This is a genomic window from Neobacillus drentensis, assembly GCF_036962765.1.
GTDB classification, from domain to species: Bacteria; Bacillota; Bacilli; order Bacillales; family Cytobacillaceae; genus Neobacillus; species Neobacillus drentensis_C.
The window spans coordinates 12,184-27,387 of record NZ_JBALOS010000276.1 but is presented as its reverse complement, the minus strand read 5'-3'; the positions used below and the strand labels follow the sequence as shown (position 1 = coordinate 27,387).

13 protein-coding genes and 1 riboswitch are annotated in these 15,204 nt (G+C 36.7%); of the genes, 5 read left to right on the top strand and 8 right to left on the bottom strand.

The genetic code is table 11. From position 1 onward, the window contains the following. The 3 genes from V7137_RS26635 to V7137_RS26625 all read right to left on the bottom strand — a co-directional run. The coding region (locus V7137_RS26635; RefSeq protein WP_335700863.1) for an SIS domain-containing protein at nt 1-863 on the bottom strand (863 nt) is incomplete at its 3' end. 225 nt (nt 864-1,088) lie between these two features. Then, complete coding sequence (locus V7137_RS26630; RefSeq protein ID WP_335700862.1) at nt 1,089-1,427, bottom strand: YrdB family protein; 339 nt, start codon at nt 1,425-1,427, stop codon at nt 1,089-1,091. 194 nt (nt 1,428-1,621) lie between these two features. Next, complete coding sequence (locus tag V7137_RS26625; protein ID WP_335700861.1) at nt 1,622-1,852, bottom strand: hypothetical protein; 231 nt, start codon at nt 1,850-1,852, stop codon at nt 1,622-1,624. 205 nt (nt 1,853-2,057) lie between these two features. Between V7137_RS26625 and V7137_RS26620 the strand changes: the two genes are divergently transcribed. The 3 genes from V7137_RS26620 to V7137_RS26610 are packed head-to-tail and all read left to right on the top strand — an operon-like array spanning nt 2,058 to nt 5,516. Beyond that, a complete protein-coding gene (locus V7137_RS26620) occupies nt 2,058-3,347 on the top strand; it encodes a spore germination protein (protein WP_335700860.1) in 1,290 nt (429 codons plus the stop codon). Nucleotides 3,348-3,363: 16 nt separating this feature from the next. Continuing rightward, nucleotides 3,364-4,434, top strand: a complete 1,071-nt coding sequence (locus V7137_RS26615) for a GerAB/ArcD/ProY family transporter (RefSeq protein WP_335700859.1) — start codon at nt 3,364-3,366, stop codon at nt 4,432-4,434. Continuing rightward, complete coding sequence (locus V7137_RS26610; protein WP_335700865.1) at nt 4,326-5,516, top strand: Ger(x)C family spore germination protein; 1,191 nt, start codon at nt 4,326-4,328, stop codon at nt 5,514-5,516. Before V7137_RS26615 ends, V7137_RS26610 begins: the two co-directional genes overlap by 109 nt. Nucleotides 5,517-5,789: 273 nt before the next feature. Here V7137_RS26610 and V7137_RS26605 read toward each other — a convergent pair whose 3' ends face one another. The 3 genes from V7137_RS26605 to V7137_RS26595 form a co-directional block, all read right to left on the bottom strand. Continuing rightward, the gene (locus tag V7137_RS26605; RefSeq protein WP_335700858.1) at nt 5,790-6,794 is read right to left on the bottom strand and encodes an ABC transporter permease; all 1,005 of its coding nucleotides are present in this window, start codon (nt 6,792-6,794) and stop codon (nt 5,790-5,792) included. A 2-nt stretch (nt 6,795-6,796) separates the two neighbouring features. Next, complete coding sequence (locus tag V7137_RS26600; RefSeq protein WP_335700857.1) at nt 6,797-8,299, bottom strand: sugar ABC transporter ATP-binding protein; 1,503 nt, start codon at nt 8,297-8,299, stop codon at nt 6,797-6,799. A 73-nt stretch (nt 8,300-8,372) separates the two neighbouring features. Continuing rightward, nucleotides 8,373-9,482: a sugar ABC transporter substrate-binding protein gene (locus tag V7137_RS26595; RefSeq protein WP_335700856.1), complete on the bottom strand. Its 1,110-nt coding sequence runs from the start codon at nt 9,480-9,482 to the stop codon at nt 8,373-8,375. A 128-nt stretch (nt 9,483-9,610) separates the two neighbouring features. After that, nucleotides 9,611-9,718, bottom strand: a riboswitch (SAM riboswitch). A 273-nt stretch (nt 9,719-9,991) separates the two neighbouring features. On the opposite strand from V7137_RS26595, the gene V7137_RS26590 reads away from it, so the two are divergent. Then, complete coding sequence (locus tag V7137_RS26590) at nt 9,992-11,167, top strand: MFS transporter (protein WP_420490185.1); 1,176 nt, start codon at nt 9,992-9,994, stop codon at nt 11,165-11,167. A 132-nt stretch (nt 11,168-11,299) separates the two neighbouring features. Here V7137_RS26590 and yfkAB read toward each other — a convergent pair whose 3' ends face one another. After that, complete coding sequence (gene yfkAB / locus V7137_RS26585; protein WP_335700854.1) at nt 11,300-12,418, bottom strand: radical SAM/CxCxxxxC motif protein YfkAB; 1,119 nt, start codon at nt 12,416-12,418, stop codon at nt 11,300-11,302. A 215-nt stretch (nt 12,419-12,633) separates the two neighbouring features. Here yfkAB and V7137_RS26580 point away from each other — a divergent pair, with 215 nt between their 5' ends. Further along, a complete protein-coding gene (locus V7137_RS26580) occupies nt 12,634-13,434 on the top strand; it encodes a formate/nitrite transporter family protein (protein ID WP_335700853.1) in 801 nt (266 codons plus the stop codon). Nucleotides 13,435-13,560: 126 nt separating this feature from the next. On the opposite strand, the gene V7137_RS26575 is transcribed toward V7137_RS26580, so the two are convergent. Beyond that, the gene (locus V7137_RS26575) at nt 13,561-15,204 is read right to left on the bottom strand and encodes a hypothetical protein (RefSeq protein WP_335700852.1); all 1,644 of its coding nucleotides are present in this window, start codon (nt 15,202-15,204) and stop codon (nt 13,561-13,563) included.

Here is a 15,204-nt window from a genome sequence, read left to right as displayed (position 1 = left end):
TCCGCTACCCCAGTGAAATCAAAGTCTTTTGCATCAAGGACAACCAATTTCTTGCCATAACGCTTAGAGAATTCTAGAGCTCTTTCTTCTAATGGTCTTGTTTCGTCTAAGCCTAGCAAAATAATGAAAGGTGTTTCTTGATCAATAATTTCAAATGGTCCATGGAAGTATTCCCCTGCATGGATGGCATGTGAATGAACCCATTGCATTTCCATAAGGATACAAATTGCATAGGAGTAGGCGACCCCATAGTTTACTCCGCTTGCCATTGTATAAATTATTTTTTCATCTTTATAATCTTGTCCAAATGCTTCTGCTTTTGATTGATAGAGTGCTGCTGCTTTTTCATAAATATTCTGTAAATTCTCAAGACTTTCTTCTACTATACTAGCTTTTTCGTTATTTTCAACAACTTTTAGTACACCAAAAACTAGTTGATATAAAACAGAATAATTGGTTGTGAAAGCATTCGCTCCTTCACCCCATTGATACTTCAATACGACATCAGAAGCTTGTGCCAATGGTGATCCTTCCACATTTGTTAAAGAGACAGCCAATGCCCCTTTTGATTTAGCAAATTTTGCTGCTTCCACTGTTTCAGGTGTTGTTCCTGAATGGGAGCAGAGGACGACAAGGGAATTTCCTCCAAGTTTTGCATGATTTCGGTGGATAAATTCATTTGCACTATACAGGTGGGAATCAAGAACTTTGGCTTCACGGTCAATTACGTACTTGCTTGGATACATAATGGCAGAAGATCCTCCACATGCTACAAAGAATACATTTGAAATATTTCTTTTTTCTACTTCTGCTAATGCTTGTTGAACTTGATTTTTAACGTCAACTACTAATTCAGTCGTCATTTTTGTTGCCTCCCTGATAAAATATTTTAGTGAATGAACACCAATAACCGTTTCAAACAACATACAACTTTATATAACGTTATATGTTGTTATATATAAATTACTATATTTCTAAATTCTAGTCAATTGAATTTTCAGAAAAATGAAACGACATTTCTCGACACAAAGCAACACCTCCCTAATGGAAGGTGTTTTAAAATTAGTAGATTGGAGTTAAATAACCACTTATTGATCCCAAATTTTCATTAAAACTAGATTAATAACGGTGATTAGCCCATAAATAAAGGCCAACGCTTGTTTTTCTAAACTTAATAATGCAATGACAGGTAACCCAAAAACAACAATCTCTAAAAGGAGAAATGGGAATCCGCTTAACAGATATGTCGCTTTCGGAGCTCCAAATAATCCCCAGATTACGGCTATTAGTAATGGCAGGCCGATTCCAACAATGATCTTTAATATGGTTCCCTGCGAAACTTTGAATCCCCAAAACCCTAAGATTATTAGTACAAGAATTTCTAATAGAAATCTTACGCCAATATTAAATAATTTTAAACCCTCCATTACATCTCCCCCTTTTTTAAGAATCGGTCACTCCATGACCGATTTCTCCTCTTCTTGCTGAATTCGGTCACTTAGGCGCCCGGATTTATCTGCCGCTTTTCCAGTTTATATGCCACTTTCCTGTTTTATGCTCCTTCCTTCTTTTCCCCACAAAAATCAAAAAGCCAAGGTTCTTCCCTGGCCCATTTGAATTGTTACTCCCCTATATTGTTTTCAAACCACTCCTGCAGCTCTTTTAAAGAGGTAAAAGTAAAAATCTCCTCGCCATTCTGACCATTATCAAATCCGGTGTTTCCCCTTAAGGATATTTGCCCTTCATCCTCAGAAATTAAGATGGCATAGGGATGATTAACATTTATGTACCTTGAATCCAAATCGTTATCAAGCCAATTCTTGCTTCGCAAAAATGCTTCATAGTGTTCCATTAAATTTCCTCCTGTCACTAAATATTGTTCCTCAAAACTTACTAATATATGTAGATACCTCAGAAAGACGTTGTTAAACTCCAATTCCAAGTTGATATCCTGCTAGTTTTTCAAAAAAAATAAACCTATCCTACTAAGCAAAAGCACTCTGGTTTGGCGTGTATAAATTTGTATTTTAGGGGATAATTTCTCTGAGGTGACTTTAATGAATCTTAAGGACTTGAAAGAAAATGATGATTTTATTCACCGTGAAGTTAAAAAGGGAAATCTAAAAATGACTCTTTTTTATTTGAAGTCACTATGCGACGAAAAAAAAATTACTTGTAATGTCATCTCAACTTTTTATGATACAGAAGGAATCATTGAGTATGAAGAATATATACGCTCATTTGAAGAATGGTCAATAATTAAAGATGAAAAAGATGCTGTGGAAAAAATTTTCAGCGGATGCATGATAATCTTACAAAACAATAAAATGTACTCTGTTAAACTGGACAATATTGAATCACGTCCTGTATCTGAATCGACAGAAGAAAGTATTTTGCAAGGTCCTAAAGACAGCTTAAATGAAAAATTAAGTATATCCTTAAACATTATTCGCAATCGATATCGAAAAGAAACGTTGAGGGCTAAAAACCACACATTAGGAAAAATTTCCAAGACGAATATTATTTTACTGTACGATGAAAAGCTCTGTGATAAACAAGCTCTACAACACTTGAATAATAAACTAAAAGACTTAAAAGTTGATTTATTACAATCTGCGGGTCAGTTGCAAAAATTATTGGTGGAGAGTAAGTGGTGTCCTTTTCCTTTATTTATGACAACAGAGCGACCTGACAGAGTAGTAACAAATCTGTCTCAAGGTAAAATTGTATTTCTTATTGAAGGATCTTCATGGGTTTTACTAGGACCAGCTAGTTTCTTTGATTTTTTTAAATCTATGGATGATCAAGTAGAATTAGTCACCATAGGAAAATTTCTTATTTTTATTCGATACATAGCACTTATGATTTCACTTTTTCTTCCCGCTATATACGTCGCCGTCATTTCTTATTCTCCAGAAATTTTAAAAGTACAATTTGCTCTTCTAATTGCAGGAAGCAGAATAGCGGTTCCTTTTCCTTCCTACATTGAAATTATCTTTATGATGCTGATGGTGGAATTTTTATGTGAAGCCAGTATTCGTTTACCAAGAACCATTAGCCCATCCGCAACGACTGTAGGTGGCTTAATCCTCGGGCAGACAGCATCCCAAGCAGGACTAATAGGCAATGTTATGATTATTGTCATTTCTATTGTTGCCATTTCTATTTTTGTCATTCCGGTTAATGCCATGCATCAAGCTATCCGACTTATACGATATCCACTCATTGTACTTGGAAGTTTATTTGGAACGATAGGGGTGCTAATAGGAACCTTTGCTCTTATCGCATATCTATGTAGTTTACGTAGCCTAGGTAAACCGTACATGCAGCTATTTGCTAAAAACTGATTGTAGGTGGATTTTAATGCTAGGACAGCGTTATTACGTTTATTTGTTTTATATCAATGCACTGGTGAACGTAACTGCTTTTATCCCGCAAATCCTTTACAAAAATCGATTTAACGGGAGCTTATTTAGTTTAGCTCTTTCAACCCTAATAGGATCGTTTCTTATTATTATATTTCAAACTCAAATGAAAAAATTCCCAAGACAAAATATTGCTCAAATTATGGATAAGCTATTCCCAAAATGGTTTCAGAAGACTTTTCTGTTTTTTAATTTTACTCTACAAATTTTTGCAGGTATGTTATTTCTTATCTCTAACACGCAAGTTGTAAGCCTTTTTTTAACCCAGGACTCAATTATCGTCTTTTATATTTTTCTCTTGTTAATCGTATTTGTCATCATGAATCAAACAAATTCCATATTGTTTATGCTAGAAATTATTGTTTTATTAGCGATACCTTTCTATCTTTTTATCACGATGAGGTTTTTTACCGATCATTTAGTAATGGTCGATTCCATCAAACAATCTTTTACTTACCTAATGCATGTGCCAAAAATGAATGCAGTTGCTGCTGGATTATTTGTTTTTACAGGATTCACAAATTTTATTATTTATGGTGAACATATTCTTTCTATTAGTAAGAAAAAATTATTAATTGCTATAGGGATTATTTGTTTCATTCTTTTTTCTTCCTATTTCGTACCAATTGGATACTTTGGACTTAATGGTGTAGGAAAGGAAAGCTATGTCTGGGTAACTACAGTTGACAGTATGCGCTTTGATTACTTCTTTTTAGAAAGAATGGTATCCATTTTTATTTTGGTCCAAATTGGCATAACATTGATGTATATAATATTATCCTATCACTCGGCACTACAATATCTTCAGTTAATGACAAAAAATGTTGGAGGACGTTCAAAATGGGTCGGCATATATGTCGTGGTGATATCAGCTTTAATTACTCAGCATTTTACAGACGAATTCAGGTTGTTAAAGCTTTTCAATTATTTTTTTATTTTTCGTATTATTTTAGATCTATTTTTAATGTTAATTTTACTTTTTGCTTCAAAAAAGCAAATCGAAAGTTAGTAATAGTTTTTTTAATATTACTGTTAATTCCTTTTTTAGTTAATGGGTGTTCATTTAAGGATATTGATAAACGTTCATTTGTTACATCAATTGGTATTGATAAGTCTGAATTATTGGGAAAAAAATATAGAGTGATCCTCAAAATTTCACTTTCAAAGGGAGACCCAGCTACAATAGGAGCCGATTTTACTTTGCTAACTTTTGATGCCAATTCCATTTCTGAAGCTCTAAGACGAATGAAGTCGATGACGGATAAAGAATTGTTTTACGGACATACCAAAACAATTCTTATTGGAGAAAAAATTGCTGAAGGTGATATTCGTCTATTATTAGATTATTTCGTAAGAAGACCCGAAATACACAAGACTGCGTATGTAAGTGTTGCTGCTCCAACAGCATATCAGGTACTAGAGTACAAACCTAAAGTAGAACGAGTTGCAGGCAGTTATTTATTTTCAATGTTTGAAGAAAGCAGCACTGATTCGCCATATATTAAAGTGTTAACACTTTTTGATGCATATAGGAGGGAAACAGAAACGGGAATTAACATGGCTATGCCTGTAATAGAAGTTAAAAACAATAAAATTCTAGTTGATACAATTGCCCTTTTTAGCAAAAAGAGAATGGAATCTAAACTTAATCCTAAAGAATCTGAGCTATTTAGACTCCTGACTGTGGGTATTAAGAATGGAAATACAAATATTAAGACCAAAGATGGTACTTATGCAATAAATATTTCAAAAGGAAATGCAAGCTTCAAAATTAAAGAAGACAATAACAACATGTTATCAGCCTTTTTTTTAATTAAATTAAATGCAATTGTAGAAGAAAAAATGGACAATCAAATAAATCTTTCCAATGATCAAATAAAAAAAATACAGGATGAAACTGAAAAGAAAATTAAAAAAGATGTCAATTTACTTTTAGATAATTTAAAGAAAACAAAACTAGACCCCATCGGATTAGGTCTTAAATTCAACTCAAAAAATTTTGACCATAGGAATTGGGATAAATATTACCCTAACCTCAAGTTTAAAGTAAATGTGGCTTGTAAGATAAATGGAGCTGGTATCGTTGAATAAAATTGGTTCTATTCAAATGCCTAATTTGAAGGAATGTACATAAACAAACGGGTGCTTTTGTGCAATAACATACGAGTTTTGTGTTGTTGTAGTAAATGGGGTCATTTGTAGCACAAAAAAAGGATAGATAGAGCAAATTTTATTCTCTCAACTATCCTTCTAATTTATCCTTTATAATGTGCGACATTTAATAAAAATATATCGTTATTATGGTTTCCAACAAATCTATTGACTTTTAATAAAATCAATGTGAATAGGTCTCAAAGTTTACATTTATTTTTGCTTATAATAAGTAATTGCTAATGCAAAAGCCAAGACGGTGCCTTTTACAATGTCCATTGCAAAATACGGGACTGACATCATCACGAGTCCATTTTGCAGGATTCCAATCAGAACAGCGCCGACAAAAGTTCCAAATGCATTTGCCTTTCCTGCCCCGAGCACTGAAAAGCCAATGAATGCGGCGGCAACTGAATCCATCAAGTAAGGAGCACCAGAGTTAATTTCCGAAGTTAACACCCTCGATGCCAGCACGATTCCACCAATGGAAGCAAACAATGCTGAAAGCAGATACGCAGTCACTTTATATTTATTGACGGGAATCCCTGATAGTCTTGCTGCTTCTTTGTTTCCACCAATCACGTACATATAACGGCCATGCTTTGTATAATTCAAAAAGATATGCACGAGAACTACAGTCACTGCCATAATAATGATAATCCATGGCACTTCGCCGATTTTTGCAAAAAATGGACTGATCAGGCCTGTTGCCATAGAGCCATCAGGCATAACCATATTTTGCGAAACGGTTGCCCCTTTTGTATAGGTCAATGCCGTCCCTTGAATAATAAACATCGTTGCCAATGTCATCAGCATATCAGGAATTCTTAATTTCACTATCATAAATGAGTTTAATGCACCGACAACTAATGATGCAGCAATCGCAGAAATGATCGCGACTAGTGTATTTTGGGAAAACCAAACGAACATTGAAATGACAATGGCGTTTGATAAGGATGCGACCGACCCTACTGATAAATCAAAGCCATCCACGGACAAAGATATCGTAATCCCGATGGCAATGATCGTTACAATCGAGATGGAGCGTAAGATATTAATGATATTGCTGCCTTGAATAAAGGTCGGATTGGCGACCGAAAAGATAAGAATAAGTGCCACAATCGTAATAATCGTCCCGTATTTATATAAAAAGTGGAATAACTCAAAGACTTTTTTTTCTGGGGCTTCCTGCTTCTTTGCTGCGATATTTGCCTCCATTTTTACCTGCCCCCTGTTGAATAATATAATAGTTCTTCTTCGTTCGTCAGTTTTGTTTCAACTTCCTTAACGGACTTACCATCATATAAAACATAAACACGATTGGTTATTCCGATAATCTCTGAAAGCTCTGAAGAAGCATAAATAATTGCTTTCCCCCGGTTTGCCAGTTCCACGATTAATTCAAAGATATCCTTTTTAGCTCCAACATCAACGCCTTTGGTTGGTTCGTCAAAAATATAAACATCCGCTTCAGCTACGAGCCACTTTCCGATTGCCACCTTTTGCTGATTTCCTCCGGAAAGATTCTGAACCTTTGTTTCTTCTGAAGGTGTTTTAATCCCAAGGCGGCGGACCAACTGCTTGGCGGTCTCTTTTTCTTTTTTTCGATCCAAAAAGCTAAACATCTTTGCAAAATCCCCTAAATTGGCTGCAGTTAAGTTGGATTCAACCGATTCCAGAACGAGGATTCCTTCCTTTCTCCGTTCTTCCGGAACTAAAGCAATTCCGTTCTTGACCGCGTCGTAGGGAGTCTTTAATTTTAACGTGTTCCCATGAAGAAGAACCTCTCCCGACGTTACTTTCTCTGCACCAAATAACGCTTTACACAGTTCTGTTTTTCCAGCACCAACAAGCCCTGCAATTCCAATAATTTCTCCCGCTTTAACATGAATATGTAAATCCTTTATTTTCCCTCGATCCGAAAGACCTTTTACTGCTAGGACCGTAGTTCCAATCGAAGCTTTTTTAGCAGGGAACTGTTCTTCCAATTTTTGACCCAGCATATATTCAACCACTTTGTCAGTCGATGTATCGATAACCTTCTTTTTTGCAACAATTTCACCGTTTCTCATGACGGTAACTTCATCACAGACGTCAAAAATCTCTGGCAAGCGGTGGGAAATAAAAATAACCCCGACATTTTTTTCTTTTAAATTACGAACAATCCGAAATAATTCACTGGTTTCAGTATGACTCAACGGGGCAGTCGGCTCATCTAAAATAAGAAACTTACATTGATTAGACACTGCTCGAGCGATTAAAATCATTTGTTTTTCTGCTAATGTTAACTCACTGATAAGCTTTTTTGTTGAAAGCGTAATGTTCATAGCCGCTAATATTTCCTCTGCACGCTGATGAAGGTTCTTCCAATTCATCCATTGCTTCTTCCCCATATTATGGACGGTATCTAGAAGCAAAATATTTTCAGCAACTGTTAAATAAGGAATAAGCGCTGTATCTACCTCTTGATAGACGATTTGAATTCCTGCGTCCTGTGCCAGTTTCGGAGATCGAATCTTCAGTTCCTGCTCATTAAGCTTAATTTCACCGGTATAGTGGTCATAGGCACCGGAGAGAACCTTCATTAAGGTTGATTTTCCAGCTCCATTTGCACCAATCAAAGCCTGAATTTCCCCTGTTTTCATTGAAAAATCAACTTGATTCAGTGCCTTCACACCTGGAAATTCTATCGAGATATTCTTCATCTCCAATGTTGAACTCATTTAACATCCACCTCCGTAAGCAAACACTCTCTTAATCTAATGAAAAAGAGAGTGCCTTGTTGATTATCGACTATTATTGATAATGCTTCTTTAACGTCTTAATCCACTCTTCTTCAAATGCAGCCGATTGGCCCCAGCCCGGGATAATTTTTGCAAGATTAACCATATTTACAGGGTCTTTTGATTTCTGAAGATTCTCCTGTGAAACAAGTGAAGCCTCTAAATCAAAGGTCTTCGGTGTTTCTTCACCCGCAAGTTTTTTCGCAAGGATTCTCATATCAACAGCACCAATAAGTTTAGGATCAACAGCGGCTGTATATTTCCAGGCACTTCCTTTTCTTTGAATTTCTTGTAAATCTGCATTAGAAACATCAATACCATAGATTTTCACTTCTTCACGGCCTGCTTCTTTTAAAGCACGTGCTGCACCGATAGCAAAAGCATCCCAGGTTGCAAAAATCGCATCCAGTTTACCTTTTGGATATTTATTTAACATGGCTGCTACTGCATTTTGCGTTTGTACACTTGTATCTGCAGCAGCTACACCAAAACGTTCCACTTCTTTAATTCCAGGATTTTTGGCAAGCACATCTTGATAAACTTTGTTACGTCTAACCATTGGAGGGAAACCGTCTACCCAAAGGTAAGCAATATTCGCTTTCCCCTTTGTTTCTTTTACAAGTTGATCAAGTGCTAGTGTCGCTAAGGCTTCATCATCCTGAGATGTAAGTGTTACTCCGTCAACAGTTGCTAAATTTGCATTGGAATCGAATGTAACAACACTTTTTCCCTTTTCAGTAATTTTCTTTACATCATTTACGGTCGCATCGTCATCCCCATGGGAAATGATAAATCCATCATAATCTTGGTCTAATGCTTGATTAATGGCATCATGGAATTTAGCCGTATCACCATTTGCTGTAAACACGTCTACTTTAAAGCCTAGTTCTTCTCCTTCTTCTTTTGCCCCAGCTAGGAATTGAGCCGTGTGATCGTCACCGCCGATTTTACGGATAACCTTAATTTTCAATTGGTCCCCGTTCGTAAATTTTTCTGGTACCCCTTCAAGGGTAACCTTTTTACCGCTTGCTTGTTTGGTTTCTCCCCCAGAAGCACAGCCAGTAAGTAAAAGTGTTGCTGCTAATGCTGATACAAACGTACTTTTAAAGATATTTCTTTTCATTTTTAAAGCTCCCCCTTTTTATCCTTATCAATATCTCGTTATCCCTATTGGAAAAGTTGGTTTTTAATAAAATAAAAAACCTCTCCAGAAAAGAGAGGTTTCATCACAAAAATTAAAGGACTACTCCTCTCTTATCTTTCAAAACAAAAATTGTTTTGCAGGATTTAGCACCAATTCCAAAAAGGAACGGTTGCTGGGCGTCATCGGGCCAGTCCCTCTGCCACTCTTGATAAGAGAACATAATATTCTGTTAAGTAATAAACTAGATTTTATCCGCCTATTAATAAGTTGTCAATAGTGTTTTGAATTTTTCTAATAAAGCTATTATTCCCGATCCGAAAGGACATTGGAATAATAGTAAATGTATATCCGAACTTTATAGATAGGATATCCCTTTAAAGTTGTCAGAAATTTCGGTATGATAATATTTAGTGAAACGAAATATATTTCAGAAAGAAGTGTTATTTATAGTGAATCAGCAGGAAAGTGCAAAACGTAATTTAATCATCATGTGGTTTGCGAACTTCTTTGTCGCCGGAAGCATGACGATGGTTATGCCGTTTATTTCCTTATACATTGAGACATTCGGTGACTTTTCGGAAAAATATGTCCAGCATTGGTCGGGAATCACATTTGGCATCACATTTGTTTCTGCCTTCCTCTTTTCACCGATTTGGGGGAGAATTGGCGATCGCTATGGAAGAAAAAAAATCCTTATCATTTCCGGATTAGGGATGGGCCTATCTATTTTTCTCATGAGCTATGTCCAATCGGTCTTGCAGTTACTGTTACTGCGCTTTTTCATGGGCTTTTTTTCAGGCTTCATCCCAATGTCACAGGCATTTATCTCAACGCAAACACCAAAAGAGATTGCAGGACGTGTCCTTGGAACCTTGCAAACAGGCAGTATTACTGGTTCATTGTTAGGACCCATGCTTGGCGGAATTTTAGCAGATTCTCTGGGCTATTCCACCACCTTCAAATGGACGTCAATTTCCATTTTTATTTCTGCCCTGCTAGTCATTGTCACCAAGGAATTCTTGATTCCCGTTTCAAAGGGTGCAAAAACACATTATTCAAGCAAAGAAGTGTTAAGGCATATTATTCGGAATCCAGTGTTACTAACGGTTCTGCTAATTTCATCTCTTGTCCAAATTGCTCACTTTAGCATACAACCAATTTTGTCCTTATTTGTTAGTGAACTGCACGGCCCAACCAATGTTGCCTTTTATTCAGGGATTGCTTTTTCTGCTGCTGGACTTGGCAACCTGATGATGTCGAGGAAATGGGGGAAAATTGCAGATAAGTATGGGTATATCAAAATATTAATTATTCTTCTTTTCCTTGCAGGAATTGTCTACTTGCCTGGAGCAGCGGTTTCAAGCTTTTGGCAGCTGGTCATTATCCGCTTTGCTCTAGGTATCACGATTGGAGGAATTATTCCTGTTAGAATTGCCTATATCCGCCAAGAGGCTCCGATTGCGATGCAAGGCGAGGTGTTAGGCTACAATACCAGCTTGCGTTTCCTTGGGAATATCGTCGGCCCGATGTTGGGTGGATTTATCTCTGGTTACTACGGCTTTTCTGCTGTCTTTATCAGCACAAGTTCATTATTAATCATTAGCGGATTAATATTATTTGTTTCCATGCACCGCCATCCAAAACTTGCAAAACATTCGATTTAATTAAGAGCGCCATTTAGGATAAACCGGAATGGAATAATATATTTTCCAACCTGTATGATTAACTCACCATTTTTGGGTTAGTCACATAAGAAAAGCACTTTAAATGGGATACCCAATTAAAGTGCCTTTGGTTTATGAATTTATTCTGTTTGTTCGAGTAGTAAAATCCATTTCCTTATAATAACTATTCTTTACTAATATATTTGGACCAATACATTTTACAGCTGGGCAATGACAACTTAATTCCTTTGCAATACGGGAAGACTGCCAGGCTTCATAAGCATTTAATAGATTTGTAGTTTGAATATTTCCTAATGGCGGGGTATCTCCGAAGTCAGTCACAATAATATCTCCATTAAAAATATTTACATTGAGTCGTGATCGGCCGTCTGGATCGTTTCTGACTGTAACGTTATTACTTTGATACAAACGTTGTAACAGAGCTAGATCCTCCTGTTCACTGCTGCATGCATAAAATGGAAGTGTTCCAAACAGCATCCACACTTTTTCGTCTCTTATATCCAGTATGTGATGGATCGCTTCCCGAATCTCATTTAGTGATAAGGTTTCAAGATTGCTAGCAAAGTCACTTGGGTACATAGGATGTATTTCATGACGCTGACAAAGCATTTCATCGACAATCTGACGATGTATTTTCTCTAGATGCGGAAGTGTACGCTTATTAAGCATCGTTTCGGCTGAAACCATCACCCCTGCTTTTACCAGCTCTCTACTATTTTCTATCATTCTCTTAAAATATTTTTCCCGTTGTTCATAGTCTGGCTTCCGTTCCATTCGAGCAAAGCCACCCTCAACAAAATCATCCACTGTCCCCCAGTTATGCGAAATATGTAAAACATCTAGATAAGGGACGATTAATTCATAACGATCAAGATCAAGGGTCAAATTAGAATTAATCTGTGTACGAACACCGCGCTCATGGGCATATTTTAAAATCGGTACCACATAATTTTTTACTGAAGATAAAGATAGCATCGGCTCTCCTCCAGTAATACTTAGCGAGCGAAGTGACGGAATTTCCTCTAACCTTTGAATGAGAAGTTCAAGAGGAAGGGCCTGCGGATCCTTTGTTTGAAGTGTGTATCCTACAGCACAATGCTCACAGCGCATATTACAAAGGGTAGTTGTGGTGAATTCGATATTGGTGAGCTGAGGCTTTCCATATTGCTCGATATCTAAATAGGCTTCCCATGGATCATATGAAGGGGTAATTTTTTTCAATGTCGACATAATATCTCCTTAAAATCAGTCTTCAAAAAACCTCTCTATTATAGCTGATTTCCGGATGTATTTGCTATTTTAAACCATTACAAAAGTTTATGTATTATAAAATATAATTATTCTAAGCTTGTTTAATGAAATATTTACCTCCAAATACATAACCCCAACCTTTTAGAAACAAAATAAACGGATACTATTTAATAGTGAATGGTGGGAATGTCATTATGGAAATGCAGCCTTTAGGAGAAGCTGAGAAACTCGCCCTTAAAAAGATGAAAATCTTTCGGCAAAGCATCCTTCGTTATATATTACGGGCAATGCTTGCCAGTATGTTTATCGGTTTTGGTGTCATCGTAGCATTTAAAACGGGGAACTTTTTCTATATTAAAGATAACCCGTTCGCCTATCCGATGGCGGCACTTACCTTCGGTTCAGCAATCATTTTAATCGCATATGGCGGTGGAGATTTGTTTACCGGGAACACCTTTTACTACACTTATGCCGCGCTTCGCAAGAAGATGAACTGGACTGATGTCGTTAAGCTGTGGGTTTGCAGTTATGCAGGAAATATTCTCGGGGCTGCTGTCTTTGCCTTTATTATTTTTACAACAGGGCTTTATGAAAGTTCTTCGGTTAATGGTTTTTTACTCCATGTCGTGGAAATTAAAATGCAAGTTCCTACTACTGAGTTATTTTTCCGGGCGATTCTCTGTAATTGGCTTGTCTGCATGGCCTTCTTTCTTCCAATGGGGTTAAAAGGAGATGGGCCGAAAATGTTTGCGATGATGCTGTTTGTGTTTTGTTTCTTTATTTCCGGCTATGAACATAGCATCGCTAATATGTGTACGTTTGCCATTGCCTTAGTCTTAAACCATCCTGGGACGATTTCATGGGGCGGAGTCATTCACAATCTAGTGCCGGTTACGATTGGGAACCTAATTGGCGGTGCAGTTTTCATGGCCATGATGTACTATTATGCTAATAAGCCTTTTTTAGATGATTACGATAAAGAACAGGGCAGCTAAGTTGAAATGCTGCCCTGTTCTTTTAGTTGTTGGTGGGATATCGACAAATTCCCGGGGAAATATCAACAATATAACAGGGATATCGACAACTATTAAGAATATTCTAAAAATAATAATAATTTAATTTTATTTGGAACTATAATTCCATAACGTTTTATAAGCCAATTTCCAGGCAAAAATAGTGCTGATAACGATTAGGATAAGATATATTGTTACACCGAACGGGATGAAGGTAGCAGCAAAATGAATCCCGGCGAAAACAGCCATCAAAAGGATCGCAATGATAATTTTCAATCCACCACTCTGCTGAGCGTCCTCAAATGATTCAGAAAAAGGCAATGTATCTTTCAGATAATTGGAGCATAGGACCGTATATAAAACTGCGGTAACGAAGACGACCAAAAGGTCATCAATAACCTTCCATCCGAAAATGCTTATAAAAATCACGCTTAAAATGAAATAGACAGGAAGAAAAAGGTTTACAATAAACACCTTAATGGCCGCACTATATAGTGGTGCTAGACTCTGGATTGGCGCCGTTTTGTAAATCCAGGCACCCTTATACTTACCAGAATATTTCAGCATCGTAATCGCATTGGGAATCATCAAACTACAACTGTAAATAACTAGATATGATTTGCTAGCGACGAGATGAGCATATGAATTCATTTGAATTTCATTAAACAAGAAAACAAACGGAAGAACAAGGGCCAATCCTAATGAAGGATACACCTTTAAACGAAATTCCCTTTCGTTTCTCATCATGTTAGTAGCGAAGCGAAAAAATACTTTCTCCTCATTACTTCTGCATATAACACGGACAAGCCAACCTTTCCATCTTAGCCCCTTACGTTTACTCCCCCCGCTATTATTGGTTAGTTTTTGCAGGTTTCGTTCAAACGAAGGCATCATTCGGCTATAGATGAATATGGAAATAATCGGGATGATTAGTGCTAACAGTGAAAACATGACTAGGAAATAGTCATAATGTCTTTGTAGAATTAACTCAAAGGGCGCTCCGAACCAGATGGGCGGGATGAAGAATTGCCACCAGCTGGGTGAAAAGGAAATTTCCATATCGACAATACTAAATGCTCTTCCTAGAACCTGATATCCTACGGCAATCGAAACGGATAAGCCGATTTGAACGTAATTAATAATATCCTTTAGTTTTTCACCATCAAAAAATCTCAAAATGAAATAGTAGATAATAGCTGTTAACACGACAATAAAAAAATTGACCAAAATAAGCCCTATGATTGTTAGGAGTAAGAATAAAACACCATGTCTAAATGTTCCTATCACGACTGGAGCAATGGTAAGCGCCCCTGTGAGAAAGAACAAATAAATACAAATATGTACCGTCTTTGCAGCATTGAGCGTCTTTTTTTCCACTGGTTTTGTTAGGAGTATTCCTTTGTCCCTGACATCAAGAAGTACATTGGAAAAGTCAGAAATCATCGAAGTCATCACAAGAAACATGATGATTCCAAAAAAGATGCTCATCTGATAAAGATAGTTCTCGCCAAATATCACTAAAGGAATGAGCATGACACTTAATAAGACATACATCCCTAAAGACTTGATAAAGCCATTTTCTTCGGGTTTCTTCTTTTTCTTCCCTTGCTGGTTAAAGATGGTTGGGGTTCTCCGTCCATCCATCGTTAATTTAACTGCCAATATTTTTCTCATTACTGGGTAATTGATCCCAAAGTTCTCGAAAAGTTTATGAAACAAATCTAGGAATTTAAGCGTTTGAAAGTTTTTCAT